General features: G+C 72.5%; 21 protein-coding genes. 9 read left to right on the plus strand and 12 right to left on the minus strand.

The features are described 5' to 3' along the window. Positions 1–77: 77 nt before the first annotated feature. Positions 78–1,304 (minus strand): DUF6350 family protein, encoded by a 1,227-nt coding sequence (locus tag NUV38_RS09495; protein ID WP_308219677.1) that lies wholly within the window; start codon positions 1,302–1,304, stop codon positions 78–80. 70 nt (positions 1,305–1,374) lie between these two features. On the opposite strand from NUV38_RS09495, the gene NUV38_RS09500 reads away from it, so the two are divergent. Further along, on the plus strand, positions 1,375–3,195 hold the full coding sequence (locus tag NUV38_RS09500) for a hypothetical protein (RefSeq protein WP_257728894.1): 1,821 nt from the start codon (positions 1,375–1,377) through the stop codon (positions 3,193–3,195). Positions 3,196–3,343: 148 nt separating this feature from the next. Here NUV38_RS09500 and sucD read toward each other — a convergent pair whose 3' ends face one another. From sucD to NUV38_RS09515, 3 genes are all read right to left on the minus strand, one after another. After that, on the minus strand, positions 3,344–4,237 hold the full coding sequence (gene sucD / locus NUV38_RS09505) for a succinate--CoA ligase subunit alpha (RefSeq protein ID WP_055969374.1): 894 nt from the start codon (positions 4,235–4,237) through the stop codon (positions 3,344–3,346). A 10-nt stretch (positions 4,238–4,247) separates the two neighbouring features. Further along, the gene (gene sucC / locus NUV38_RS09510) at positions 4,248–5,414 is read right to left on the minus strand and encodes an ADP-forming succinate--CoA ligase subunit beta (RefSeq protein WP_257728895.1); all 1,167 of its coding nucleotides are present in this window, start codon (positions 5,412–5,414) and stop codon (positions 4,248–4,250) included. A 142-nt stretch (positions 5,415–5,556) separates the two neighbouring features. Next, entirely contained in the window at positions 5,557–5,880 is a 324-nt protein-coding gene (locus tag NUV38_RS09515; protein ID WP_257728896.1) for a hypothetical protein, read from the minus strand. Positions 5,881–6,022: 142 nt separating this feature from the next. Between NUV38_RS09515 and NUV38_RS09520 the strand changes: the two genes are divergently transcribed. Further along, a complete protein-coding gene (locus NUV38_RS09520) occupies positions 6,023–6,805 on the plus strand; it encodes a M23 family metallopeptidase (RefSeq protein WP_257728897.1) in 783 nt (260 codons plus the stop codon). A 340-nt stretch (positions 6,806–7,145) separates the two neighbouring features. On the opposite strand, the gene pcrA is transcribed toward NUV38_RS09520, so the two are convergent. Further along, positions 7,146–9,521 (minus strand): DNA helicase PcrA, encoded by a 2,376-nt coding sequence (gene pcrA, locus NUV38_RS09525; protein ID WP_257728898.1) that lies wholly within the window; start codon positions 9,519–9,521, stop codon positions 7,146–7,148. Positions 9,522–9,576: 55 nt separating this feature from the next. Next, complete coding sequence (locus NUV38_RS09530; RefSeq protein ID WP_257728899.1) at positions 9,577–10,383, minus strand: hypothetical protein; 807 nt, start codon at positions 10,381–10,383, stop codon at positions 9,577–9,579. A gap of 106 nt (positions 10,384–10,489) precedes the next feature. Between NUV38_RS09530 and NUV38_RS09535 the strand changes: the two genes are divergently transcribed. Genes NUV38_RS09535 through NUV38_RS09545 form a run of 3 tightly spaced genes read left to right on the plus strand, consistent with a single transcriptional unit; the run spans position 10,490 to position 12,104 of the window. Further along, positions 10,490–11,311 carry a hypothetical protein gene (locus NUV38_RS09535; RefSeq protein WP_257728900.1) on the plus strand — a complete coding sequence of 274 codons (822 nt, stop codon included), beginning with the start codon at positions 10,490–10,492 and terminating at the stop codon, positions 11,309–11,311. Then, a complete protein-coding gene (locus tag NUV38_RS09540; RefSeq protein WP_257728901.1) occupies positions 11,308–11,664 on the plus strand; it encodes a GntR family transcriptional regulator in 357 nt (118 codons plus the stop codon). The genes NUV38_RS09535 and NUV38_RS09540 overlap by 4 nt, the downstream gene beginning before the upstream one ends. Next, entirely contained in the window at positions 11,661–12,104 is a 444-nt protein-coding gene (locus tag NUV38_RS09545; RefSeq protein ID WP_257728902.1) for a GNAT family N-acetyltransferase, read from the plus strand. Before NUV38_RS09540 ends, NUV38_RS09545 begins: the two co-directional genes overlap by 4 nt. A gap of 34 nt (positions 12,105–12,138) precedes the next feature. Here the strand turns inward: NUV38_RS09545 and zwf are convergent, their stop codons facing one another. After that, positions 12,139–13,572, minus strand: coding sequence for a glucose-6-phosphate dehydrogenase (gene zwf / locus NUV38_RS09550; protein WP_257728903.1), 1,434 nt, complete (start codon positions 13,570–13,572; stop codon positions 12,139–12,141). Between the two features lie 160 nt (positions 13,573–13,732). Between zwf and NUV38_RS09555 the strand changes: the two genes are divergently transcribed. Beyond that, positions 13,733–14,662: an ABC transporter ATP-binding protein gene (locus NUV38_RS09555; protein ID WP_257728904.1), complete on the plus strand. Its 930-nt coding sequence runs from the start codon at positions 13,733–13,735 to the stop codon at positions 14,660–14,662. Beyond that, the gene (locus NUV38_RS09560) at positions 14,659–15,465 is read left to right on the plus strand and encodes an ABC transporter permease (RefSeq protein ID WP_257728905.1); all 807 of its coding nucleotides are present in this window, start codon (positions 14,659–14,661) and stop codon (positions 15,463–15,465) included. The genes NUV38_RS09555 and NUV38_RS09560 overlap by 4 nt, the downstream gene beginning before the upstream one ends. A 5-nt stretch (positions 15,466–15,470) precedes the next feature. Here NUV38_RS09560 and NUV38_RS09565 read toward each other — a convergent pair whose 3' ends face one another. From NUV38_RS09565 to NUV38_RS09575, 3 genes are all read right to left on the minus strand, one after another. Continuing rightward, positions 15,471–17,180 (minus strand): sodium:proton antiporter, encoded by a 1,710-nt coding sequence (locus tag NUV38_RS09565; RefSeq protein ID WP_257728906.1) that lies wholly within the window; start codon positions 17,178–17,180, stop codon positions 15,471–15,473. A 942-nt stretch (positions 17,181–18,122) separates the two neighbouring features. Continuing rightward, on the minus strand, positions 18,123–18,809 hold the full coding sequence (locus NUV38_RS09570) for a response regulator transcription factor (RefSeq protein WP_257728907.1): 687 nt from the start codon (positions 18,807–18,809) through the stop codon (positions 18,123–18,125). Beyond that, positions 18,806–20,128: an ATP-binding protein gene (locus tag NUV38_RS09575; RefSeq protein WP_257728908.1), complete on the minus strand. Its 1,323-nt coding sequence runs from the start codon at positions 20,126–20,128 to the stop codon at positions 18,806–18,808. Before NUV38_RS09575 ends, NUV38_RS09570 begins: the two co-directional genes overlap by 4 nt. A gap of 144 nt (positions 20,129–20,272) precedes the next feature. On the opposite strand from NUV38_RS09575, the gene NUV38_RS09580 reads away from it, so the two are divergent. Both NUV38_RS09580 and NUV38_RS09585 read left to right on the plus strand, forming a co-directional pair. After that, the gene (locus tag NUV38_RS09580) at positions 20,273–21,544 is read left to right on the plus strand and encodes a PspC domain-containing protein (RefSeq protein WP_257728909.1); all 1,272 of its coding nucleotides are present in this window, start codon (positions 20,273–20,275) and stop codon (positions 21,542–21,544) included. A 41-nt stretch (positions 21,545–21,585) separates the two neighbouring features. Beyond that, a complete protein-coding gene (locus tag NUV38_RS09585) occupies positions 21,586–21,882 on the plus strand; it encodes a hypothetical protein (RefSeq protein WP_257728910.1) in 297 nt (98 codons plus the stop codon). On the opposite strand, the gene NUV38_RS09590 is transcribed toward NUV38_RS09585, so the two are convergent. Together NUV38_RS09590 and NUV38_RS09595 are read right to left on the minus strand one after the other, a co-directional pair. Then, positions 21,840–22,907, minus strand: a complete 1,068-nt coding sequence (locus tag NUV38_RS09590) for a glycerophosphodiester phosphodiesterase family protein (protein WP_257728911.1) — start codon at positions 22,905–22,907, stop codon at positions 21,840–21,842. The two genes, NUV38_RS09585 and NUV38_RS09590, sit on opposite strands and share 43 nt — an antisense overlap. 49 nt (positions 22,908–22,956) lie before the next feature. Further along, positions 22,957–23,598: a hypothetical protein gene (locus tag NUV38_RS09595; protein WP_257728912.1), complete on the minus strand. Its 642-nt coding sequence runs from the start codon at positions 23,596–23,598 to the stop codon at positions 22,957–22,959. Positions 23,599–23,697: the final 99 nt, after the last annotated feature.

The raw sequence follows: 23,697 nt of genomic DNA on the forward strand, positions 1-23,697 counted from the left end.
CCCCCCCCCCCCCCCCCCCCCCCCCCCCCCCCCCCCCCCCCCCCCCCCCCCCGACGATCGTGGCGCCGTAGGTCGGGTCAGTCGTCGCGTCGATCAGGGCTTGGAGGTTGGTTCCGGAGCCGGAGACGAGGACGACGAGGCGAGCGCTCTGACGTCGCGGACTCTGGGGCACGGGCGCCACGATAGTGCGACGCCAACGCACCGAGCGCACCGCCCAGGGCCATGACGGGCACCGCGACGAGCAGGGGCGTGAGTGCGGGCGGGCCCGCCTCCGCGAGGCGTCCGGGACCCACGGCGCCGCCGGAGATGCCCACCACGACCCCCACGAGCAGGCCGGCCACACCGCCGGCCGCCGCGCCCTGGGCGCACCGGGCGAGCACGGGTCGGTCGTGGATGCCCAGCAGCGGGCCGGACGAGCGCGGCAGCCGCCACCCGGCCACGAACCCGGCGAGCACGGGCAGCAGACCGAGGGCCACCACGAGGTCACCGAAGGCGCCGGGCGCGGGCAGGGCCGCCAGCACCGGAAGCCCCGGGACGGCCCCGAGCTGGGAACCCGTGAGGTCGACCGAGGTCTGTGACCCGAGGACGAAGCCGGGGCCGAGCAGGGCCGACGTCGTCCAGGCGACCATGGTCGGCACGGCGAGCAGGCAGAGCAGGGCGAGGGCGGGGGCACCCGCGAGACCCGGGTCCAGCAGGGCCCACAGCTGCGACGCCCGGTCGACGTGCAGCACCAGCAGGGTGAGCACCACGACCGCGGCCGCGGCGAGCAGGACGACCGCGCCCAGGCCGCCGGCGCGCACGGCCTGGCGGACGTCGGCCCGGCGCCACGCATCGGGCCAGAGGTCACGGCCGCGTCCGTGCGGGAGCGTGGCACCGAGCGCGGCGCCGACACCGGAGACCACGAAGGCCGCCGCTGCCGCGCGCACGGGGTGCACGACGATCGAGGGGGTGCTGGCCACGCTGGCCAGGACGGCGGCGAGCACGCCGCAGGTCCCCGCCACGGTGGCGGCGAACGCTCCCGGCGAGTCCACCGGGTCCGGCGTCATGGCGTGGGCCACCCGGGCGGTCAGCGCCACGCACAGCAGCACCCCGCCGAGCGGCACGAGACCGAGCGTGGCGCCCTGCAGCTCGAGGCCGGAGCCCTGGAGGACCAGCCAGGCGCGCGCGCCCGTGCGCAGCGACGGGACCAGGTCGGCCCCGCTCAGCAGCGCCACTCCCGTGCCCAGGACCAGGGCCGCGATCACGGTCAGGATCGCGGTGAGGAAACCCGGACGCAGCGGTGCGGTCGCGACGGTCGGGTTCACCCCACCATCCTCCCGGTAAGGTCGTGGCGTTCCGACCAGCCACGCCGAGACCCCCGAGGAGGCGAGCTCGATGACCCGCGTCGACGAGTTCACCAGCTTCTACGAGGCGACCTCGGCGACCTGTCTGCGCGCGGTGTACGCCATGTGCGGCGACCGCCAGGTGGCCCAGGAGGCCACCGTCGACGCCTACCGTCGGGCCTGGCGCGACTGGTCGAAGATCCGCCAGCGCGACCCCCTCGCCTACGTCCGCACCGAGGCGTGGAAGCTCACGGCCCTCAGCCGCGGCACCCACCCTCTGCGGCGCCGCCACGAGGAGGACGCCGACACCGCGCTCCTCGAGGCGCTGCACGACCTGTCGGCCGACGACCGCCGACTCATCGTCCTGCTGACCCTCGGCGACACGGACCTCGACCAGGCCTCGCGCGAGGTCGGGGTGAGCGCCGAGGAGGGCATCGAGGCGGTCACCACCGCGCTCGACGGCCTCGAGAAGCGCCTCGACCTCTCGCTCGCCGACCTCGAGGACCGCCTCAAGGGCCTCGGCGCCGTCACCGGGCAGCTCAGCATGCCCGGGGCCGACCAGGTGCGGACCGCAGCGCGACGCGGTCGACGCCGCAACACCGTCGCACTCGTCGCGGCGAGCGTCGTCGCCGTGCTCGCCGGCGGACTGGTGGCCACCGACGGCGACGCCCTGGCCACGCAGAACGACCTGCCGTACCGCGAGAAGCTCGGCGCCGAGCGTCCCGACCTGGTGCTCGAGGCGCGCAAGATCACCGCCGAGAACCTGCTGTCGCCGGCCCAGGTGGCCCGGCTCGACCCCGACCGGCGGTGGGCGTCGTCGGGCACCGACGAGGACCCGGAGAACGAGACCCCGTACGCCACGTGCCCGCCGCAGCGCTTCGCCGACTCCGACCCCCTGAGGGTCTTCGTGCGCACGTTCACCGGCAGCGGCGACGCCGACGACCGGGTGGCCGAGTCGATCGAGGTCTCGCGCGACACCGCCGCCGCGGAGAAGGCCTACGACACCACGCTGGGCTGGTACGCCGACTGCAGCCACCCGCGCGTCCAGCTGGTCGGCTCCTACGTGGTCAAGCGGCCCTTCGGCGACTTCCAGATCCTGCGCCTGCGGTCCCACCGGTCCCCGCAGAAGGTCTTCACCGTCGGCCTCGCGCACTCCGGCCGCGTCACCAGCACCCTGGTCCACGAGCGCACCGGAGCATCCGGTCCGGACATCCAGGCGTTCGCGACGACGCTCAACGCCTCCGTCGAGAAGGTCTGCCGTGACAGCGGCGGACGCTGCACCGACGACTTCGAGGTGGTGCGGACCATCCCGCCGCGCACGTCGAGCTCGGTGGCCTTCCTGGGCACCGTCGACCTGCCGCCGGTCGCCGACATCGACAAGGTGTGGTCCGGCACCCGCGCGCTGCGGCCGGAAACCAACCCCGCGGCCACCCAGTGCGACGAGGCCGACTTCCGCCGCAAGGGTCTGGAGTCCACCGCCTCGCGCGTCTTCGTCATCCCCGACGCCGTCGGCGTCCCCGCCGAGTTCGGCATCACCGAGACGGTCGGGCGGTACTCCAGCGAGGACGCGGCGAAGAAGCTCGTCGACTCGGTGCGCGACGACATCGACGACTGCCCCGACGCGAACCTCTCCGCGGAGGTGACACAGGAGAAGAAGATCGAGGGCTCCGGCTTCAGCGGTCGCTCCTGGAAGATCAGCCTCGAGGTCTCCGAGGGCGACCGCGTGGTGATCCGCACCGGCATCGTGCGGCGGGGCAAGGCCGTCGCCCAGGTGACCATGACACCCGTCGGCGACTACGACGTGGACCGCAAGACGTGGGAGGCCCTCGTGAAGCGGGCCGGCGAGCGCCTCACCTACGCCCCGACCTCCTGAGGCCGAGGCGCCTGCTCCACCAGCCCTCGACCGGGCTCTCGGCACCGACCTCGCCGTCCTGACCGGCCCCGGGGCCGCTGAGCACCGTGGGCACGCAGAACGGGCCCCGACCTGTCGATCGGGGCCCGTTCGTGCAGCAGACGTGCGGTCAGCCGTTGAGGATCTCGCGCATGAGCTCGGCGGTCTCGGACGGCGTCTTGCCGACCTTGACCCCGGCGGCCTCGAGGGCCTCCTTCTTGCCCTGCGCCGTGCCCGCGCCGTCGGACACGATGGCGCCGGCGTGGCCCATCGTCTTGCCCTCGGGAGCGGTGAAGCCGGCCACGTAGCCGACGACGGGCTTGGTGACGTTGGCCTTGATGTAGGCCGCCGCCTTCTCCTCCGCGTCGCCACCGATCTCGCCGATCATGACGATCGCCTTCGTCTCGGGGTCGGCCTCGAACGCCTCGAGGGCGTCGATGTGCGTGGTGCCGATGATCGGGTCGCCGCCGATGCCGATGGCGGTCGAGAAGCCGAAGTCGCGCAGCTCGAACATCATCTGGTAGGTCAGCGTGCCCGACTTCGACACCAGGCCGATGGGGCCCTTGCCCGCGATGTTGGCGGGCGTGATCCCGGCGAGCGCCTCGCCCGGCGTGATGATGCCGGGGCAGTTCGGGCCGATGATGCGCGTCTTCTTGCCCTGGGCGTAGGCCCAGAACTCCGCGGAGTCCTGGACGGGAACGCCCTCGGTGATGATGACGAGCAGCCCGATCTCGGCGTCGATGGCCTCGATCACGGCGTCCTTGGTGAACGCGGGCGGGACGAACGCGACGCTGACGTCGGCGCCCGTCTTCTCGATGGCCTCGGCCACGGTGCCGAAGACCGGCAGCTCCACCTCGGCGCCGGAGGCGTCGGTGTGGGTGACGGTCGTGCCGGCCTTGCGGGCGTTGACGCCGCCCACGATGTTGGTGCCGGCCGCCAGCATGCGGGCGGTGTGCTTGGAGCCCTCGCCGCCCGTGATGCCCTGGACGATGACCTTGGAGTCCTTGGTCAGGAAGATCGACATGTCAGCCCCTTCAGCCGTTCGCCAGCTCGGCGGCCTTGTCGGCCGCACCGTCCATGGTGTCCACCTGCGTCACGAGCGGGTGGTCCAGCTCGTCCAGGATCGCGCGGCCCTCGTCGACGTTGTTGCCGTCGAGACGGACCACGAGCGGCTTGGTGGCGCCGTCGCCGAGCAGCTCGAGCGCGCCCTTGATGCCGTTCGCGACGGCGTCGCACGACGTGATGCCGCCGAAGACGTTCACGAAGACGCTCTTGACCTGCGGGTCACCGAGGATGACGTCGAGACCGTCGGCCATGACCTGCGCCGACGCTCCGCCACCGATGTCGAGGAAGTTCGCGGGCTTCACGTCGCCGTGCTTCTCGCCGGCGTACGCGACCACGTCGAGGGTGCTCATGACGAGTCCCGCGCCGTTGCCGATGATGCCGACCTCGCCGTCGAGCTTGACGTAGTTGAGGCCCTTCTCCTTGGCCTTCGCCTCGAGCGGGTCGGCCTCCTCGTGGATCACGAAGTCCTCGTGCTCGGGGTGGCGCACCTCGGAGGCGTTGTCGTCGAGCGACACCTTGCCGTCGAGCGCCTCGAGCTTGTCGCCCTCGAGACGGGCGAGCGGGTTGACCTCGACGAGGGTGGCGTCCTCCTCGACGAAGACCTTCCAGAGCGACTGGACCATGGCCACGGCCTGGTCGGCCAGCTCGGCCGGGAACTTCGCGTCCGCCACGATCTCGCGGGCCTTCGCCTCGTCGACACCGGCGTCGGCGTCGATCGGGATCTGGCGCACGGCCTCGGGGTTGGTCTTGGCGACCTCCTCGATCTCCACACCACCCTCGACGCTCGCGATGCACAGGTAGCTGCGGTTGGAGCGGTCGAGCAGGAACGAGAAGTAGTACTCCTCGACCGGGGGCGTGGCCGGCGTGACGAGCACGCGGTTGACCGTGAGGCCCTTGATCTCCATGCCCAGGATGTTGGAGGCGTGCTCGTAGGCCTCGTCGGCCGTCTTGGCGAGCTTGACGCCGCCTGCCTTGCCGCGACCGCCGGCCTTCACCTGAGCCTTGACGACGGTCACGCCGCCCATCTGCTCAGCTGCTGCCTTGGCTTCGTCGGCGGTCTGCACGACCGTGCCGAGCGTCGTCGCGACGCCATGCTTGGCGAAGAGCTCCTTCGCCTGGTATTCCATCAGATCCACGGTGATGACCGTCCTTGGTTGTCCAGGTCCTCTGAGGTAGGTCAGAGCCTCTCGGGACTCTAGCCTCTGCGCGGCCGGTCCGGGCGATGGGGTGCGTCACAGCGGCACGCGCACGGACGACCCCCGACCCACCGTGGGCGCATCACTGCGGCGCGACGCGGGAGACCTGAACCTCGTGGAGCCCCATCGCGTCCAGCGCGTCGCGGAGCTGCTGCGCGGACGCGTCGTCGGCCACGACCAGCGCGGTGGCCGCGTCCTCGGCCCTGACCGCCCACGCCGTGGCCTGTGGGTCGCTCCGCCCCAGGTACACGACCTCGTGCCCCTCCGCGCTCGCCGTCCGCGCGCTCCGCAGGGCGACGTCCGCGGCGGTGTCGGGATCGGGGTCGCGGTCGGGGTCGGGGTCGGGGTCGGGACCCAGGAGGGCGACCACGACGCGGGAGAACGGCACCTCGAGATCGTCGCCCATGCGCGTGAACCTGCTCACACGGGGCCCGCGTTCCACGCGGGGAACCCGGCGTCGGGCCCGCGATCGGGACCTTTGCTCCTTGACCAGACCCGTGCGTCCTCTAGACTCGTCGGGTCCCGCCCTGCCGCCCGGAGGTTCCTGCGTGTCTTCGTCTGCCCCCAAACGTCGCCTCGACGTACGGCAGCAGACCCCTCGTGACACGCTCCCCGGCGGACGTCGAGCCGTCAGACGCCCGCAGCGCCGTCGTCGGAGCTTCCGGCTGACGCCCGCCGCCGCGGGTGCCTTCGCCCTCGTCGTCGCCGGCATCGGTGCCGGCGCCTTCTCGTCGCAGGCCGACCGCGGTGCGCTGCAGTCGGGCTACCAGACGATCTCGGCCAGCTACACCGGCACGCAGGACGTCGACGTCACCCCCGAGATCGACAAGGCGACGCTCCAGCGCCAGACGGAGCAGCAGGCCTCGCAGAAGCTCAAGGTCGACGAGGAGCTGCGCGACAAGGCGCAGAACGTCGCTGACGAGTACAAGTCCAACCAGTGGGTCCTGCCCGTCACCGGCTACCGCCTCACGGCGCGCTTCGGCCAGGCCAGCTCACTGTGGTCGAGCACCCACACCGGCCTCGACTTCGCCGGACCGTCGGGCTCCACCATCGTGTCGGTCGCCGCGGGCACCGTGACGTCGGCCGGCTACGAGGGCGCCTACGGCAACCGCACCATCGTCACCCTCGACGACGGCACGGAGATCTGGTACGCGCACCAGAGCCGGGTCGCCGTCTCCGTCGGCGACAAGGTCGGCGCCGGACAGACGATCGGCTACACCGGCTCGACGGGCAACGTCACCGGCCCACACCTGCACCTCGAGGTGCACCCGGGCGGCGGCGGTCCCGTCGACCCCGACGCCGCGCTCCGCGAGCACGGCGTCACCCCCTGACCCTGCTGGTCAGGCTCCAGCAGGCTGCGCCGATCGGCAGGTTTCCTCGATCCGTCGCGACCTCGTCCGCTGCTGCGGTGTCCCGGCTCCGATCCAGGTCGGCCCCGAAAGAAGCCTGGACGGAACAGTCCCTGCGCCGCGGCCGAGCACGCCATCAGAGGTAGGTAGAACGCGGAATCGCGCCGTCAGAGGTAGGAGAGCCGCGGAATGAGGTCGTGTATCCGCGTGCCACCTACCTGCGACCGGTTAATTCCGCGGGCCACCTGCCTCTGACCAGCCGATTCCGCGCGCCACCCACCTCTGACGGTGCGGACCCGGCCGGGAGGGCGCGACCGACTGCTCAGAGCTTCTCGACGGGGGCGTAGCGCAGGAGCAGGCGCTTGACGCCCTGGGAGCCGAAGTCGACGCTCGCGACGGCGTTGTCGCCCTGGCCGTCGAGGGCCACGACGGTGCCGAGACCGAAGCTGTCGTGGGTGACGCGGTCCCCCGGGTCGAGGGAGGGGATGTCGCGCTTGCGCTGCGACCGGGCCGCCGCGGCCTTGGCGGTGAACGCCGGGGCGCTGGACGTGGACCGTCCGCTCGACGACGCGGCGCGGGTCCAGGCCGTGGGCGACTGCGCCTCACGACGCCAGTCGAGCAGGTGGCCGGGCAGCTCGTCGAGGAAGCGCGACGCCGGGTTGTACGAGGGAGCACCCCACGCCGCTCGGCTCATGGCGCGCGTGACGTAGAGCCGCTCGCGGGCCCGCGTGATGCCGACGTAGGCGAGCCGCCGCTCCTCCTGCAGCTCGGAGGCGTCGCCGAGGGCTCGCAGGTGCGGGAACACGCCGTCCTCGAGCCCGGTCAGGAACACGACCGGGAACTCCAGGCCCTTGGCGGTGTGCAGGGTCATCAGGGTGACCACGCCGTCACCCTCGTCGGGCACGGCGTCGGCGTCGGCCACGAGAGCGACCTGCTCGAGGAACGCCTCGAGCGACCCGCGGGTCAGGTCGCCGTCCTCGCGGCCGGTCTCCTCGTCGGTGACCGTCGAGGCGTTCACGACGAACTCACGCGCGACGGCCACGAGCTCGGCCAGGTTCTCGACGCGGGTCTCGTCCTGCGGGTCCTTGCTCGACTCGAGCGCGGTCAGGTAGCCGGTGCGGGTGAGCGCCGCCTCGAGCACGACGTCGGCGGGCTCGCCCGACAGGGCCAGCTCGCGCAGCTCGGCCATGGTCTCGGCGAAGGTAGCGACGGCGTTGAGCGAGCGCGAGGCCAGGTCACTGGCCTCCTTCGCGCGCTGCAGTCCCTCCCAGAAGGAGATCTGCTCGCGTGCGGCGAACCGCTCGACCGCGGCCTGCGCACCGTCGCCGATGCCCCGCTTGGGCTCGTTGACGATGCGCCGCAGCGAGACGGTGTCGCGTGGGTTGATCAGCGCGCGCACGTAGGCCAGCGCGTCCTTGATCTCCTTGCGCTCGTAGAACCGCACCCCGCCGACCACCCGGTAGGGCAGGCCCACGCGGATGAAGACCTCCTCGAACACGCGCGACTGGGCGTTGGTGCGGTAGAAGACGGCGACGTCGGAGGCCTTGGCGTCGCCGGCGTCGGTCAGCCGGTCGACCTCGTCGGCGATGAACTGGGCCTCGTCGCGCTCGTCGTCGCCGACGTAGCCGACGATCCGCTCGCCCTCACCGGCCGCCGACCACAGGTTCTTGTCCTTGCGACCCTCGTTGCGGCTGATGACGGCGTTGGCGGCGTTGAGGATGGTCTGGGTGGAACGGTAGTTCTGCTCCAGCAGCACGGTGGAGGCGTTCGGGTAGTCCTCCTCGAACTCCAGGATGTTGCGGATGTTGGCACCGCGGAAGGCGTAGATGGACTGGTCGGAGTCACCCACGACCATGAGGTCGAGGTCCGGGTCGGTCTCGGGGTCGCACAGCTCGCGCACGAGGGCGTACTGCGCGTGGTTGGTGTCCTGGTACTCGTCGACGAGCACGTGCCGGAAGCGGCGGCGGTAGGTCTCGCGGACGTCGGGGAACGCCTGGAACAGGTGGACGGTCTGCATGATCAGGTCGTCGAAGTCCATCGCGTTGGCCGCGCGCAGCCGCTGCTGGTACAGCCCGTACGCCTCGGCGTAGAGCTCCTCGGTGCCGTTGGTGGCGTGGCCGCCGGCGGACTCGTGGTCGACCAGGTCGTTCTTGAGGTTGGAGACCCAGTGCAGGACCGCGCGCGGGTTCACCCGCTTGGGGTCCAGGCCCATGTCACGGCAGACCATGGTCATGAGGCGTCGGGAGTCGGCCGCGTCGTAGATGCTGAACGTCGACGTGTAGCCGAAGCGGTTGGCCTCGCGCCGCAGGATGCGCACGCACGAGGAGTGGAACGTGCTGACCCACATGGCACGCGAGGGCCCGCCCACCAGCTCGGCCACGCGCTCGCGCATCTCGGCCGCGGCCTTGTTGGTGAAGGTGATGGCCAGGATCGAGCCGGGGTGGGCGCCGCGCGCGGCGATCAGCCAGGCGATGCGTCGGGTGAGGACGCGGGTCTTGCCGGATCCGGCACCGGCCACCACGAGCACCGGCCCGGGAGCGTGGGACACGGCAGCCCGCTGGGCGTCGTTCAGTCCCTCGAGCAGCGTCTCCGAGCGCGCCGCGCGTCGGCCGGACCGCCCGCTTCCGGCGCGGTCACCGGTGCCCTCGGAGGGGGACGGGGGGCGGGCACCTTGGGGCACGGGGAACGGCAGCGTCATGACCGGTCCAGCCTAGTCGTTGGGCCGGACACGACCCGGCGCACCCGACGCGCGGTCAGCCGTCGAACCCGCAGAGCCGATCGGGTGTCGCCGGCCCCTCCCCTGTCGAGCCCTGGACGACGGCGAACGACAGCGTGGTCTGGTCGTCAGCGGCCGCCTGGCCGCGCGCTCCGGAGAGTGCCTCGATGCCGAGCTCCTCCCCGGACTCCACGAGCGGCGGCAGGAACACCTCCACGACCATCGCTGCCTGGGGGCCCTCCTCCGGGAACGAGATCCTCACCGGCGTCGCGTCGGTCGCCGTCGACCACTCGGGGTCCTGGCGGACGGCGGGCTCGACGAGAGCCAGCAGCGCCGACTCGGGGACCGAGGCGGTGACGGTCGTCCAACCCGGGTCGTCGGTCGCGGGTTCGGCCCGGCGTCCTCGAGCGTCGTCCAGCAGGTCCAGGACGACGGCGGGGAGACGCCCGGTCTCGTCCGTCCCGGACAGCATCCTGACCCGCTCCGACGACGACCGCCGCCAGCACCCGGCATCCCGGTCGAGCTCCACGGCGCCGTCACCGTTCTCGATGATGGAGGGGCCGCCGTCGAACGAGACCAGTGACACCTCGCCTGTGGCGTGGACGCTCAGGGTCCTCACCTGCTCAGGGGCGACGGCGGCGCCGTCCCCGTACGAGTAGCGGCTGACGTCGACGGTGCCACCTCCCTCGCGGGCGAGTGAGTCCTTCAGCTCGTCGAGCGCGGAACCCGCGCGAACCTCCATCGGGTCGCTCGCGACGGTCGGCGCGGGTGCGGGTTCACCAGCGCACCCCGCGAGGGCGAGGACCGCGACCAGCGCCGACACTCCCGACGTCCACCCCGACACGTCGGCCACCCTAGTCATCGGCCGGGCTCACCGCACTTGATTGTGTCACTACAATGCGGTACAAAGGTTGAGACAAACCGCTGTCGACCCGGATCGAGGAACCACCATGAGCACCACGACCCTCGTCATCGTCCTGCTGGCACTCGCCGTCGTGCTGCACTCCACGGCGCCGCGCCAGGCCGTCGCGCAGGCCGGGGTGTGGGCCCGACGCACCCGGGTCGACGTCGACCGAGACGCCCTCGTCGCCGAGCTGACCCGTCGGCTGCGGGTCGGCGCCGTCGGCACGGGCATCGGCACGATCCTCGGCATCGTGCCGCTCGTGTCCGGCGTCGGCGCGGGCGACACCTCCGGCCCCGACGGCCTCGCCGACGTCGCGATCGTCCTGACCTCGGCCGTCGTGTGCGCCGTCGCCTCCGAGGCCGTCAACGTCGTGCGCCGGACCCCGTCACCCAGGGGCCGCCGAGCCGCGTCCCTGGTGCCGCGCACGGCTCACGGCAGCACCGCGGAACGGTTCGGCGAGATGGCCCTCGTCGCCGCAGCCGTCGCCGCCCTCGCGCTCGCCGTGGCCACCCTCGTCGACGGTGTCGACGGCGGGAACGGTGCCGTGGCCGCCGCGAGCGGGGCCCTCGTCGTGATGGTCGTCTGCATCGGCGTCCGGGCCCGGATGGTGCGGCAGGCGCTGGTCGCCAACGACGACCAGACCCTGGCCGTCGCGACCGTCGCCGGCGCCGTGAGCATCGACCGGTTCACCGAGAACCTGCTCGCCAGCGGTGGCGTCCTGACGCTCACGGCGCTGCTCGCCCCCGCGATCGCCGCCGGTCCGGGGACGTTGCGCACGACGGCCCTCCTCCTCGGCGCCCTCGTGGTCGCGCTGGTGGTCGGGCTCGTCGCCGTCCGCCGGACCAGCCGCCAGGCGGTGGCCGCATGATCGCCCTCGTCGTGGACCCGGCCACCGCCGAGCCCCCCTTCGAGCAGGTGCGTCGACAGGTGGCCGCCGGCGCGGCCGACGGCTCCCTGCCCCCCGGCCACAAGCTGCCGACGGTCCGCCAGCTGGCCGCCGACCTGGGGCTCGCGGTCAACACCGTGGCTCGGGCGTACCGCGAGCTCGAGGCCGACGGCGTGATCGAGACCCACGGCCGACGCGGCACCTTCGTCGCCGCCGTGGTCGCCGTCGACGAGGACACCCGGGTCTCGGCCGCCCGCTACGTCGCCGACGCCCGCCGGGCAGGCCTCTCCCGCGACCAGGCGCTACGGCTGGTCGACGACGCGTGGGGCCGATGAGCACCGGCCCCGTGTCCGTCCGGCTCGCCAGGGAGCGCGACCTGGACGACCTGACCGACCTCTGGGAACGGGCGGCGCGCACCAGCCACGGGTTCATGTCCGACGACGACTTCGCCGAGGCCCACCCGTACCTGCGTGACGCCCTGCTGCCGTCCATGGACGTCTGGGTGGCCGAGGACGCGACCGGGCGCCCGCTCGGGCTCGCCGGCGTGCGGGGACCGCACCTGGAGCTCCTCTACGTCGAGCCCGCCGTGCACGGCACCGGCATCGGCACCCTGCTGCTCGACCACGTGCGTCCCACGAGCGTGGAGGTCTACGCGGGCAACACCCACGGTCTCGGCTTCTACACCGCACACGGCTTCACGCGGCTGCGCACCCACACCACCGATGCCTTCGGCCGCCCGTTCCCGGTCGTGCACCTGGTGCGCGACGTCCCCTGACTCCGTCCGGCGCCTGGGCTGCTGGGCTACTGGGCTACTGGGCGAACTCGTTGGGGTTGCGCCACGTCCGCTCGAACGGCAGCCGCCAGGCTCGGGGGGCGATCAGCTGGTGCACCGAGTTCGGACCCCACGTGCCCGGCGGGTACGGACGCACCGGCGGCGGGTCGTCGAGCAGCGGCTGGGAGATCTCCCACAACCGCTCGATGCCCTCCGCGGTGGTGAAGAGGGTCCGCTCCCCCTTCATGGCGTCCAGGATGAGGCGCTCGTAGGCCTCGAGCACCTCGTCGGCACGGGCCGTGTCCTGCATGGCGAACTGCATGGACAGCTTGTCGAGCCGCATGCCCGGCCCGGGCCGCTTGCCGTAGAACGACAACGACATGCGCGAGGAGTCCGCGAGGTCGAAGGTCAGGTGGTCCGGACCCGACAACCCCACCCCCGAGCCGGCGGGGAACATCGACTTCGGTGGCTCCCTGAAGGCGATCGAGATGATGCGCGCCCCCTCGGCCATCTGCTTGCCGGTCCGCAGGTAGAACGGCACCCCGGCCCAGCGCCAGTTGTCGATCTGCGCACGGAGCGCCACGAAGGTCTCCGTCTCGGAGTCGCTCGCGACCCCCGGCTCCTCGCGGTAGCCCTGGTACTGGCCGCGCACGACGTCGGAGGCCCTCAGCGGCAGCATCGAGCGGAAGACCTTGTTCTTCTCCTCGCTGATGGAGTCCGAGTCCAGCGACGTCGGGGGCTCCATCGCCATGAACGCGAGGATCTGGAACAGGTGCGTCACGACCATGTCCTTGAACGCGCCGGTGCCCTCGTAGAAGCCCGAGCGGCCCTTGAGCGAGAGCGTCTCGGGGACGTCGATCTGGACGTGGTCGATGAACGTGCGGTTCCAGATCGGCTCGAACAGGCCGTTCGCGAAACGGAACGCCAGGATGTTGAGGGCCGCCTCCTTGCCCAGGAAGTGGTCGATGCGGAAGATCTGCTGCTCGTCGAAGACCTCGTGGATCCGCGCGTTGAGCGACTTGGCCGACGCGAGGTCGGTGCCGAACGGCTTCTCCATGATGATCCGTGAGCGGTCCACCAGGCGGGCCTGCGCCAGCGTCTGCACGACGTCGATCGCGGCCTTCGGCGGCACGCTCAGGTAGTGCAGGCGTCGCGGCTCACCACCCAGCTCCGCCTCGAGGGACGCCGCCATCTCGGCCAGCCGCTCCGGACCCTCGGACACGTTCACGTAGTGCAGCTTGGGGGCGAAGTCGTCCCACTCCGCGTCCGGGACGGGACGTCCGAACTCCTGGCAGGCCTGCTGGGCGAACGCCCGGAAGCCATCGTCGTCGAGGTCGTCCATGGACACCGCGATGATGCGCGAGTCCGCGACCAGCCTCGAGCGCAGCAGGTGCAGCAGCCCGGGGAGGAGCTTGCGTCGGGCCAGGTCGCCGGTGGCGCCGAACAGCACGATCAGGTGCGGGTCACTCATGGTCCGAGGCTAGACCCGGTTCGTTGCGGACGGGTGAACGTCGCGCGATCGCCGCCACGAGGCACCGCACGGAGCCAGGGTCGACCCGGGGTGCACCCAGGGTCGCGACCAGCGTGCTCCCCGATGCCTCTGGGCGCCCTGGGGGACGAGGCTGACGGCCATGATCACGATCGACTCCCTCACCAAGTCGTACGGACGGTTCACCGCCGTCGACGGCGTCACCTTCACCGCACGCCCGGGGCGCGTGACCGGCTTCCTCGGCCCGAACGGCGCCGGCAAGTCGACCACGTTGCGCGTGCTGACCGGGCTCACCCCTGCGACCTCCGGCAGCACCGAGGTGTGCGGACGTCGCTACGTCGACCTGCCGAACCCCGGCCTGGAGGTCGGGGTCCTGCTCGACGCCTCCGCGCAGCACGCCGGCCGCACCGGTCGCGAGATCCTCACCCTCGCGGCCCGCACCATGGGACTGTCACGCCGTCGCGTCGACGAGATGCTCGACCTCGTCTCGCTCTCGGAGGCCGAGTCCGCACGCCGCGTGCGCCACTACTCGCTCGGCATGCGTCAACGGCTCGGCCTGGCGACGGCCCTGCTCGGTCGGCCCGAGGTCCTCGTGCTCGACGAGCCGGCCAACGGGCTGGACCCCGCCGGCATCCGGTGGATGCGTGACGTGCTGCGTGGCTACGCCGACGACGGCGCCACCGTCCTGCTGTCGTCGCACCTCCTGCACGAGATCGAGGTGGTCGCCGACGACCTCGTCGTCATCGGGCAGGGCCGCATCGTGGCCCAGGGCACGAAGGCCGAGCTGCTGGCCTCGGCCGGCACCGTCGTGCGCAGCCCCGACCTGCCGGCCCTGCGTGCGTCACTCGTCGCGGCGGGCCACCGCACCACCGACGTCGGCGGCGGGCTGCGCGTGGACGCCGAGCCCGCAGCCGTCGGCCACGTCGCCGTCACGGCGTCGATCCACCTGACCGAGCTGCGTGCCGCCGACGGCGCAGGCCTGGAGGAGATGTTCCTGGAGCTGACCGCCGAGACGCAGCGCGAGGCCACACCCACCCGCAGCACCACGACACCGGCAGGAGCCGCAGCATGACCACCACCCTTCCCGACACCACCGCCGCTCGACCTGGCTCCCGCGCCGTGCCCGAGCCGATCCCGTTCGGCCGCGTGGTCGGGGTCGAGATGCGCAAGACGTTCGACACCCGGGCCGGCACGTGGCTGCTCGCGAGCATCGGCATCGTCGCGGTGATCGCCACGGCCGCCGTCATGCTGTGGGCGCCCGACGACGCCCTGACCTTCGAGACGTTCGGCTCGGCCGTCGGCACGCCCATGGCGGTGCTGCTGCCCGTCGTCTCGATCCTGCTCGTGACCGGCGAGTGGTCCCAACGGAGCGGGCTCACCACCTTCACCCTCGTCCCACGTCGGGGCAGGACCATCGCGGCGAAGGCCGTGGTCACGACGATCATCGGCGTCCGCGCCATGGCGCTGGCGCTCGTGGTGGCGCTCGGCGGTGCCTACGCGGGACCGGCGTTGCGTGGCACCGAGCCGGTCATCGACCTGACCGTCGGCCAGGTCGGCACGCTGGTGCTCGCGCAGGTGCTCGGCATGTTCGTCGGGTTCATGCTCGGCGTCGTCACCCGCAGCTCGGCCGTGGCGCTCGTGGCGTACTTCGTGTTCTGGGGTCTCCTGCCGACCCTCAGCCAGCTGCTCTACGCGACCCAGGACTGGTACCGCGACGTCGTGGGCTGGGTCGACTTCGGCTGGGCGCACGGCGCGCTGTACGAGGGCGGTCTCACCGGCACCGAGTGGGCCCAGCTGGGGGTCACCGGGACGGTGTGGCTGCTCCTGCCGACCCTCGCCGGACTGTGGCTCGTGATGCGAGCCGAGATCTCCTGACGCCGTCAGGGGTGCGGCCGGCGCACGGCGGCGGTCTCGGCCACGTCGAGTCGCTCGAGCACGCTGTCGAGCACCCGGGAGTCGAACCGGCCCTCGGCGCGCAGGTCGAGCAGCGCCTCCCGCTGGTCGTCGAGCACGGCGCGGCGCAAGGCGGCGAAGTCACGCAGGCGGCGATCACGCTCGGGGCCGTCCTCCCCCGCCCACGCCCACTCGGCCGCGGGGGTGCGACGGCGGCGCACCTGCTCGACGGCCGACGGGTCGAGGCGACGACCTTCGAGACCGCGGTCGCCGACCTCCGCGCACCGCGCGTCGGCGACGTCGCCCATGGCCTCGAGCAGGGCCCGCAGCTGCTCGCGCTGCTGCTCCGTCCGGTCGGAGTCGGCCCCGAGCCCACGCACGAGCCACGACAGCGTGCCGCCCTGCACGAGCAGCGACGTGCCGGCGACGCAGAAGGCCGCCAGGACCAGCAGGCTGCGCTGCGCCGTCTCCGGCGGGAGGGTCTGGGCCGCGGCCAGGGTGATGACACCCCGCATGCCCGCCCACACGAGGACCACACCGTCGCGCCGACCGAGCCTCTGCTCCTCGTGGAACGTCACGTCGGCCTCGCGACGCGCGACGGCCTGCAGCGCTCGCTCCCGACGGCGCTGGGAGAGCGCCTGGGCGTCATCGGACGTCAGGTACTCGCGGATCGACGCGAGCCGCGGAGCACGTCGGACCTTGGCCTTGCGGCTTCGGCGCAGGTCCAGCAGCAGGAGCACGACGTACAGGCTGCGGCCGACCCACAGGACGGTGAGCGCGATCGCGGTGACGACGACGAGCCGGCCCCAGGACTGTCCGGAGTCCGTGAAGTCGCCCAGCAACGGACGCAGCTCCAGACCCATGACCAGGAAGACGCCACCCTCCAGGAGGAAGGCGATCGTCCGCCAGTTCACCGTCTCGGCGATGCGATCCTCCGCGCGCAGCTCGACGAGGCCGCGCGAGCCGATCACGAGTCCGGCGACGACGACGGCCACGAGTCCGGACCCGCCGAGGTGCTCCGACGGGGAGTACGCGAGGAACGGGACGACGAAGGAGATCGACGTGGCCACCGTCGCGTCCTCCACGATCGACCTCACGACGAGGCTCGCGACCGCGACCACGACGCCGACCAGCGCCGCCACGACGACCGCCTGGACGAAGTCGAGACCGACCCGCCAGAGCGGCACGCTCGTGGCGGTGGCGGCGACCGCGGTGCGCAGCAGCACCAGTGCGGTGGCGTCGTTGAGCATGCTCTCCCCGTCGAGCAGCGTGACGAGCCGCGGGGCCACGCCGGTGCGCCGCACGATCGACGTCGCCACGGCATCGGTCGGGCTGACGATCGCCCCGAGCGCGAAGGCCTCGGCGAACCCGATGCCGGGCACGACGAGGGGCAGGAGCAGACCGAGCGTCGTGGCCGACACGAGCACCAGCACCACCGAGAGCCCGCTGATGGCGCGGAAGTCCCGCCGGAAGTCCATCACCGGCATGTTCACCGACGCCGCGTACAGCAGCGGCGGCAGGACCCCCGCCAGGATCACCTCGGGCGAGATCTCGAACTCCGGCACGCCCGGCAGGTAGGAGATCGCGACGCCCACCACGACGAGGATCAGTGGCGCCGCGACACCCAGCCGACCGGCGAGCGTGGTGGCGACGACGATGACCAGGACGCCGATCACGGCGAGCAGCAGGAGGTCCATGGGACCAGTGTCCACGCCGGGCCTGCGCTGGGCGTTCGCTCGCGGCTGCGGCGCTGTGGGTGGGTCTTCGCGTGGTGCTGCGTCGCTTCGGCTGGGTCTCCGCGTGGTGCTGCGTCACTGTGGGTGGGTCTTCGCGTGGTGCTGCGGCGCTGTGGGTGGGTCTGCGCGTGGTGCTGCGCTGCTGCGGCTCCGAGTGGGCGTGGTCTCCGAAAGGGCCTCGACCGGAGCGGGGGTCTCGGCCCGGCGGGGTCTGCCGGGCGCGTCTGGGCGTTCGCTCGCTGCTGCGGCGCTGTGGCTCCGAGTCGGGGCGGTCTCCGAAAGGGCCTCGACCGGAGCAGGGAGTCTGGGCTCGATCGAGTGTGCGGGGCGCGGCCACGATTCTCCCTCTGCGCGGGATTCCTTCACGATTCGCCCTTCGCGTGGACCGTTGCTCGCGAAGGAAGCATCGTGGCGACGCCCAGAGGCCCCGTAGGGGCAGGGATTCTCCCTTTACGTGGAACGGTCCGCGCAGAGGGAGAATCCCTGACCCACCGCCGCGCACCATCACCCCCGCGGACGCAGGATTCTGCCTTCGCGTGCGGAGCCCCGAACGAGGCTGCGTTCACGACGGGATCCGAACACGAACGCAGCATCCTTCGCCCCCTCACGCACGAACGCAGAACCTTGCGTCCCCCCGAGCTACGCTCCGAGTGCTCGCCCGAGCCCGAACCCGTCCGCCGGTCGAGGCCCTTTCGGAGACCGACCCGACTCGGCGCCGCAGCAGCGCAGCAGCGGGCGAGGATCCATCCGGAGCGACGCACCGACGAGCGGAGACCCCGCGACGGCGACGCACCAACGAGCGCAGACCCAGCGAAGGCGACGCACCACCGACCGAGAGCCCCTCGAAGGACACGCGGGCCGAGGCCGAACGGCGTCAAGCACTCAGCCGTTGGACCTCGGACCTCAGATCAGACGCCGGTCGCTCGCCCACTTGGTGAGCTCGTGGCGACTCGAGAGCTGCAGCTTGCGCAGCACGCTCGACACGTGGGTCTCGACGGTCTTGACGGAGATGAACAGCTCCTTCGCGACCTCCTTGTAGGCGTAGCCGCGGGCGATGAGCCGCATGACCTCGCGCTCGCGCTCGGTCAGACGGTCGAGGTCCTCGTCGACCTGCGCCACCTCGATGGTCCCGGCGAAGGCGTCGAGCACGAAGCCGGCGAGGCGAGGGCTGAACACGGCGTCGCCCGAGGCGACGCGGTGGAGGGCGTCGACGAGCTCGCTGCCGGAGATGTTCTTCGTGACGTAGCCGCGCGCACCGGCGCGGATCACGCCGATGACGTCCTCGGCGGCGTCGCTGACCGACAGCGCCAGGAACCGCACGTCCGGTGCGGTGCGGACGACCCGCCGGATCACCTCAGCTCCCCCGCCCCCGGGCATGTGCACGTCGAGCAGGACCACGTCGGGACGCAGCTCCACGACGGCGGGGACGGCGGAGTCGACATCCTCGGCCTCGCCCACCACCTGGAGCCGGGGGTCCTTCTCGAGCTCGGCGCGCACGCCGGTGCGGAACATGGCGTGGTCATCGACGATGAGCACGCGCAGGGTCCCGCTGCCGCCCGGGTGGCCGGTCGAGGAACGGTCGTCGGTCATGGGGCCTCCTCGGCCTCGGGTCGAGCAGGATCGGGTCGCACCGGAGAGGTCTCGCCCGCGACGGGCGCCGCGCGCCGGGTGAGGGTGAGCGCCACCTCGGTGCCCTCCCCCGGCGTGCTGCGCACCCGGGCGGTGCCGCCGTGGCGCTCCATCCGGCCCACGATGGAGCCGCGGACGCCCATCCGGTCGTCGGCGATCAGGTCGGGGTCGAAGCCGGTCCCGCGGTCGCGCACGAACACCTCGACCTGCGTGCTGCCGACCTCGGCGTACACGTCGACGCGATCCACCCCGGCGTGCTTGGCGGCGTTCACGACGGCCTCGCGCGTGGCGCGGACGAGCGCCACCAGATCGGCGTCGAGCGCCGTGTCGCCCACCACCACGAGCTCGACCACCAGCTGGTGCGTCTGCTCCACCTCGCTGCGGACCTCCCGCAGGGCCGCGGCCAGGGAGTCGCCCGGGGACTCCTCGTCCCCGTAGAGCCAGGACCGGAGCTCGCGCTCCTGACGCCGCGCCAAGGTGGCGACGGCGGCGGGGTCGTCGGCGTTCTTCTGCAGCAGCGCCAACGTCTGGAGCACCGAGTCGTGCAGGTGCGCGGCCACGTCGGCACGCTCCTGCGTGCGGATGCGCTCACGACGCTCGCTCCCGAGGGCCGTCACGAGCGAGATGATCCAGGGCCCGAGGAGCAGGAGCAGGCCCACGACCGCGATGGCCAGGGCCGACCCGAGGTCGCGCACGGCGGAGAGGCCACGCTCCTGCGTCACGAGGTACACGGCACCGAGGGCGACCAGGCCGAGCCCGACGGCGATGCGGGCCACGAAGCCCCACCCGGTGGTGCGGGTGAGCCAGGTCTGCCAGGCGGCGTCGTCGATCTGGCGCCAGACGACCGCGACCCCGACCACCACGATGAGCAGCGGGATCAGCAGCGAGCCAGTGAGCCGACCTCCGCCCTGCACGAGGAAGAGGACCCCCACGCCCACGGCGAGCACGGCCACGGTCTGCACGATCTCGAGGACGCCGGGGCGGCCCGCGGCACGCATGCCCCGACGGCTCGCGGACTCCAGCCCGGGCGACAGCTCGGGCCGGCGCAGCGGCATGAACCGCCACAGCAGCAAGTAGGCCAGGACGCCCACGCCGTTGAACCAGGTGGTGACCACGAAGCCGACGCGCACCCACAGGACCGGGACGTCGAGGTGCTGGGCCAGCCCCATCGCGACGCCGCCGACGACGCGATGGTCCGCCGGACGGTAGGCGCGCCGCACCCGGGGGCGGTCGGAGGACGGACCAGGAGGGGTCCTGGCTCCGAGGGCGGTCTGGCTCACCTCGGCATCGTCACACGTGCGCGCGAACCGGCGCCACCAGGTGTCGCACCCGCGGTCCCCCGAGGTCGCCGGGGATCGGAACCAGGGTCGGACCAGGGTCGCGCCCGATGGTGCCGGACGCCCTTCCCGGCCGACGATGGAGCCATGACCACGCAGCCCCCTCCCACCGACCAGGCGCCCGACCCGGGCGCGAGCACCCACGCACCCGGCCCGCGTCGCGGCTTCCGTGCCTTCTCCGAGGTGCGCCGCAGCTCCGACGACCGCATGCTCGCCGGCGTCTGCGACGGAGTCGCACGCCGCTTCGACATCGACCCGGTCGTCGTGCGGGTGCTCACCGTCGTCCTGTGCTTCGTGGGGCTCGCCGGCGTCATCCTCTACGTCGCGGGCTGGTTGCTCCTGCCCGCCGACGACGAGCCGCGCAGCCACGTCGGCGAGTGGTTCGGGCTCGACACCAGCGAGGCGCAGGTGCGCGACACCGGACTCGTGGTGGCCGCGGTGCTGGCCGTGCTGGGTGTGCTCGGCGACGGCGGCTGGGGCTGGGGTGGGGACGGGCTCTTCTGGGCCGCGCTCGTCATCGGCGGACCTGTCGCCCTGGTCGTCTGGCTGGTCCGGCGCGGGGGCCGACGAGGTGGCTACGACGGCCACGGCGTCGACATCGGGTCGGATCCCTCCGGCTCCACCCGCCCGACGGCGGCCGATCCCGCCACGACGTGGTCGTCGGCCCCCACCGACACGGTCGTCCTCGAAACCGCCCCCGGTGAGCACCCGACCGCGGGCCCGCCGCCCACGCCCCCGTCGGAGCCGCGCCGCTCGATCCAGCCCCCGCCCCCGCGGGAACCACGTGAGCCGTACAGCTGGATCCCGACGCTTCTCACCCTGTCGTCGATCGCGATCGCCCTCGCCGTGGTGCGCCTCGTGGCCGACCCGACGTGGCCGACCTACGTGGCCGTGGCCCTCGCGGTCGTCGGCCTGGGCCTCGTGCTCTGCACCTTCGCCCGCGGAGGTCTCCCGCTCGTGCTGGTCGGGCTGCTCCTGCTGCCGGTGCTCGCCCTGGGCACCCTGGTCCCCACGCTTCGCGGCGGAGAGCTGGACGTCGCCCCGCAGAGCGCGTCGCAGGTCCGCGACGGCTACTCCTTCGGCTTCGGCCAGTTCGAGCTGGACCTCACCGACGTGTCCGACCCGGACGCCCTGCTCGGGCGGACGATCGAGATCGAGACCGGCATGGGCCAGACCGTGGTCGTGGTGCCCGACGGCGTGCCCGTCGCGGTCGACGCGTCGGTTCGCGCCGGCGACCTCGTGATCCTCGGGGAGCGCGACAGCGGGGTCGACCGGCGACTGCGGGCCTCCGCCACGGGTCCGGCCCTCACGATCGACGTCACCCACTCGCTCGGCCAGGTGGAGGTGCGTCGCCCATGACCACCGCGCCCGCCCCCGACACACGTCCCGACAGGAGCACCATGACCACCTCGCCGATCTCGAACCGACGCCCCCGCGTGCGGCCGTTCAACACGCTCTTCGGCCTGTTCTTCCTCGCCGTGGCCGGCCTGTGGGCGGCGCAGGGGCAGGACGTGCTCGACGGCGACCAGATCGGGCGGGCCGTCGCGGTCGGGCTCATCGTCCTGGGCGCCCTCGGCCTGGTCGCGACGCTCGTCGTCAGCCGACGCGCCCGTGGCCCGCAGGCTGCGACGCCTGCCGCCCCGGACGTCGCGGACTACGACGAGACCGACGACATCGATCCCGACCGCCGCGACTGACCCCCGGCGGCGAGCCAACGGTCGCGGGCCGCCACCGCGGTGGCGGCGTAGTCGCTGAACACCCCGTCCACCCCGGCGTCGAAGAATGCGAGGTACTCGGCCTCGGCGTCGCCGTGGGCGGCCACGTCGTCGCTGGAACGGAAGTCGGCGGGCAGGAAGTTGTTCTCGTCGCGCATCGTCCAGATGTGCACGAGCAGGCCGGCCGCGTGCGCACGCTCCACCAGGCCGGTCTCCCCGTCCAGCCAGTGACCTCGCCGCCGTGCGATCACGAGCGTCTTGTTGGGACCGATGCCGTCGACGTGCCGGGCGAGCTCGGCCAGCTGGTCGCTGGTGGTCAGGTCCGCGTAGGTGCGGGGGTCACCGGCCGCCACGAGGTCCCACGGGGCCTCCTTGCGGTCGAGCAGCTGGACGAGCGTGAGCGGTGTGCGCGGACGCAGCCCGCGCAGGTTGGCGGTCTCCATCGACTGGATCACCACCGGCACGTCGGCGTCGGGGCGGTTCAGGTCCGCGGCCTCCAGCGCGTCGAGCAGCCGGTCGTCCAGGTCGAGCCCCAGTCCGCGGAAGTAGGTGGGGTGCTTGGTCTCCACGTAGACCCCCACCTGGCGGTCGGCCCGCCGCGCGATCTCGAGCACCTCCTCGAACGTGAGCACCTCCTGCGTGCCGGCGAGCGGCAGGTTCTGGGGCCGCAGCTGCGGGAGCCGCTCACGCACGTGCAGGGACTTGACCTCCGCGAGCGTGAGGTCCTCGGTGAACCAGCCGCTGAGCCAGACACCGTCGATCTGCTTCGTGGTGCGGCGATCGGCGAACTCCGGGCGCGTGGCGATGTCGGTGGTGTGCCCGATCTCGTTCTCGTGCCGCACGACGAGGTGCCCGTCGCGCGTGGCGACCACGTCGGGCTCGATGTAGTCGGCGCCCAGCTCGATCGCCAGCTCGTAGGACGCGCGGGTGTGCTCCAGGCGCAGGCCCGGCACACCGCGATGGCCGATGACGGCAGGGACGGGTGGCCAGGACGCCGGACCGTTCATGACATCCAGTGAAGCACTCCCGACGCGCTCGTCGGGGGACCCGTTCTGGTCAGAGCGTGCCGGCGATGGCCGCGACAAGGGCGAAGAAGGCCAGCAGCGCCGAGATCGGCACGGTCCAGAGCGTGGCGAGGACCAGGCTCACCGAGGTACCGATCTTGGGCGGCACGAAGTACCGGGCGCGCGGCAGGTCGCCGACGCCGTCGATCCACCGTCCGGTCATGCCGACCCCCGACCACACGCCCTTGAGCCGGGACAGCACCCGCCATCCCCCGCCGCCGGCGATCGAGGTGAGGGCACCGCGCGTCTCGTCGACCTTGTCGCTCAGGCTCACCGCGATGCCCAGCTCGGTGGCCAGCTGGTCGGGCTCCTCTACCGCCCGGAGCACCCGGTGCCGACGTGCCGCGAAGGCAGCGGGCACCAGGGCCAGCAGCACCGCGGCGACCACGAGCACCGTGCCGACGGTGCTGCCGGACGCCAGGCCGAGCGCGAACGTGGCTGCCAGGAACGGCAGAGGTGCGACCGCCAGCACGAGCGACGGGATCCGCAGCAGGCGCACGGCCGGGACGATGACGGCCACGGCCCGGTGCGCGGCGTCGGCCGTCTGCCCGTCGACGCGTGTGGTCGCCCCGTGCACGGCGCGGTTGGTGCGCGCGCTCCAGCTCTCGCGTCGTGGGCCACCGTCGTGCGTCATGACACCAGGGTAGGCCGCGCGTCCCAGCGCTCCACCGACTGTCGCGGAGATCGAGCACGGCGGCAACGGCGCGCACACGCGGTCGAAACATCGCCTGGC

The sequence above is a fragment of the Aeromicrobium sp. 50.2.37 genome (assembly GCF_024655735.1).
In the GTDB taxonomy this organism is placed as follows: Bacteria; Actinomycetota; Actinomycetes; order Propionibacteriales; family Nocardioidaceae; genus Aeromicrobium.

What these genes read in the sequence shown, in the direction of transcription:
- NUV38_RS09585 (WP_257728910.1), top strand. Translation starts at nt 21,586, where the DNA reads ATGACCACCTCGCCGATCTCGAACCGACGCCCCCGCGTGCGGCCGTTC.
- zwf (WP_257728903.1), bottom strand. Translation starts at nt 13,572, where the DNA reads ATGAGTGACCCGCACCTGATCGTGCTGTTCGGCGCCACCGGCGACCTG.
- NUV38_RS09590 (WP_257728911.1), bottom strand. Translation starts at nt 22,907, where the DNA reads ATGAACGGTCCGGCGTCCTGGCCACCCGTCCCTGCCGTCATCGGCCAT.
- NUV38_RS09580 (WP_257728909.1), top strand. Translation starts at nt 20,273, where the DNA reads ATGACCACGCAGCCCCCTCCCACCGACCAGGCGCCCGACCCGGGCGCG.
- NUV38_RS09500 (WP_257728894.1), top strand. Translation starts at nt 1,375, where the DNA reads ATGACCCGCGTCGACGAGTTCACCAGCTTCTACGAGGCGACCTCGGCG.
- NUV38_RS09565 (WP_257728906.1), bottom strand. Translation starts at nt 17,180, where the DNA reads ATGGACCTCCTGCTGCTCGCCGTGATCGGCGTCCTGGTCATCGTCGTC.
- sucD (WP_055969374.1), bottom strand. Translation starts at nt 4,237, where the DNA reads ATGTCGATCTTCCTGACCAAGGACTCCAAGGTCATCGTCCAGGGCATC.
- NUV38_RS09570 (WP_257728907.1), bottom strand. Translation starts at nt 18,809, where the DNA reads ATGACCGACGACCGTTCCTCGACCGGCCACCCGGGCGGCAGCGGGACC.
- NUV38_RS09545 (WP_257728902.1), top strand. Translation starts at nt 11,661, where the DNA reads ATGAGCACCGGCCCCGTGTCCGTCCGGCTCGCCAGGGAGCGCGACCTG.
- pcrA (WP_257728898.1), bottom strand. Translation starts at nt 9,521, where the DNA reads ATGACGCTGCCGTTCCCCGTGCCCCAAGGTGCCCGCCCCCCGTCCCCC.
- NUV38_RS09595 (WP_257728912.1), bottom strand. Translation starts at nt 23,598, where the DNA reads ATGACGCACGACGGTGGCCCACGACGCGAGAGCTGGAGCGCGCGCACC.
- NUV38_RS09555 (WP_257728904.1), top strand. Translation starts at nt 13,733, where the DNA reads ATGATCACGATCGACTCCCTCACCAAGTCGTACGGACGGTTCACCGCC.
- NUV38_RS09560 (WP_257728905.1), top strand. Translation starts at nt 14,659, where the DNA reads ATGACCACCACCCTTCCCGACACCACCGCCGCTCGACCTGGCTCCCGC.
- NUV38_RS09535 (WP_257728900.1), top strand. Translation starts at nt 10,490, where the DNA reads ATGAGCACCACGACCCTCGTCATCGTCCTGCTGGCACTCGCCGTCGTG.
- NUV38_RS09540 (WP_257728901.1), top strand. Translation starts at nt 11,308, where the DNA reads ATGATCGCCCTCGTCGTGGACCCGGCCACCGCCGAGCCCCCCTTCGAG.
- NUV38_RS09515 (WP_257728896.1), bottom strand. Translation starts at nt 5,880, where the DNA reads ATGGGCGACGATCTCGAGGTGCCGTTCTCCCGCGTCGTGGTCGCCCTC.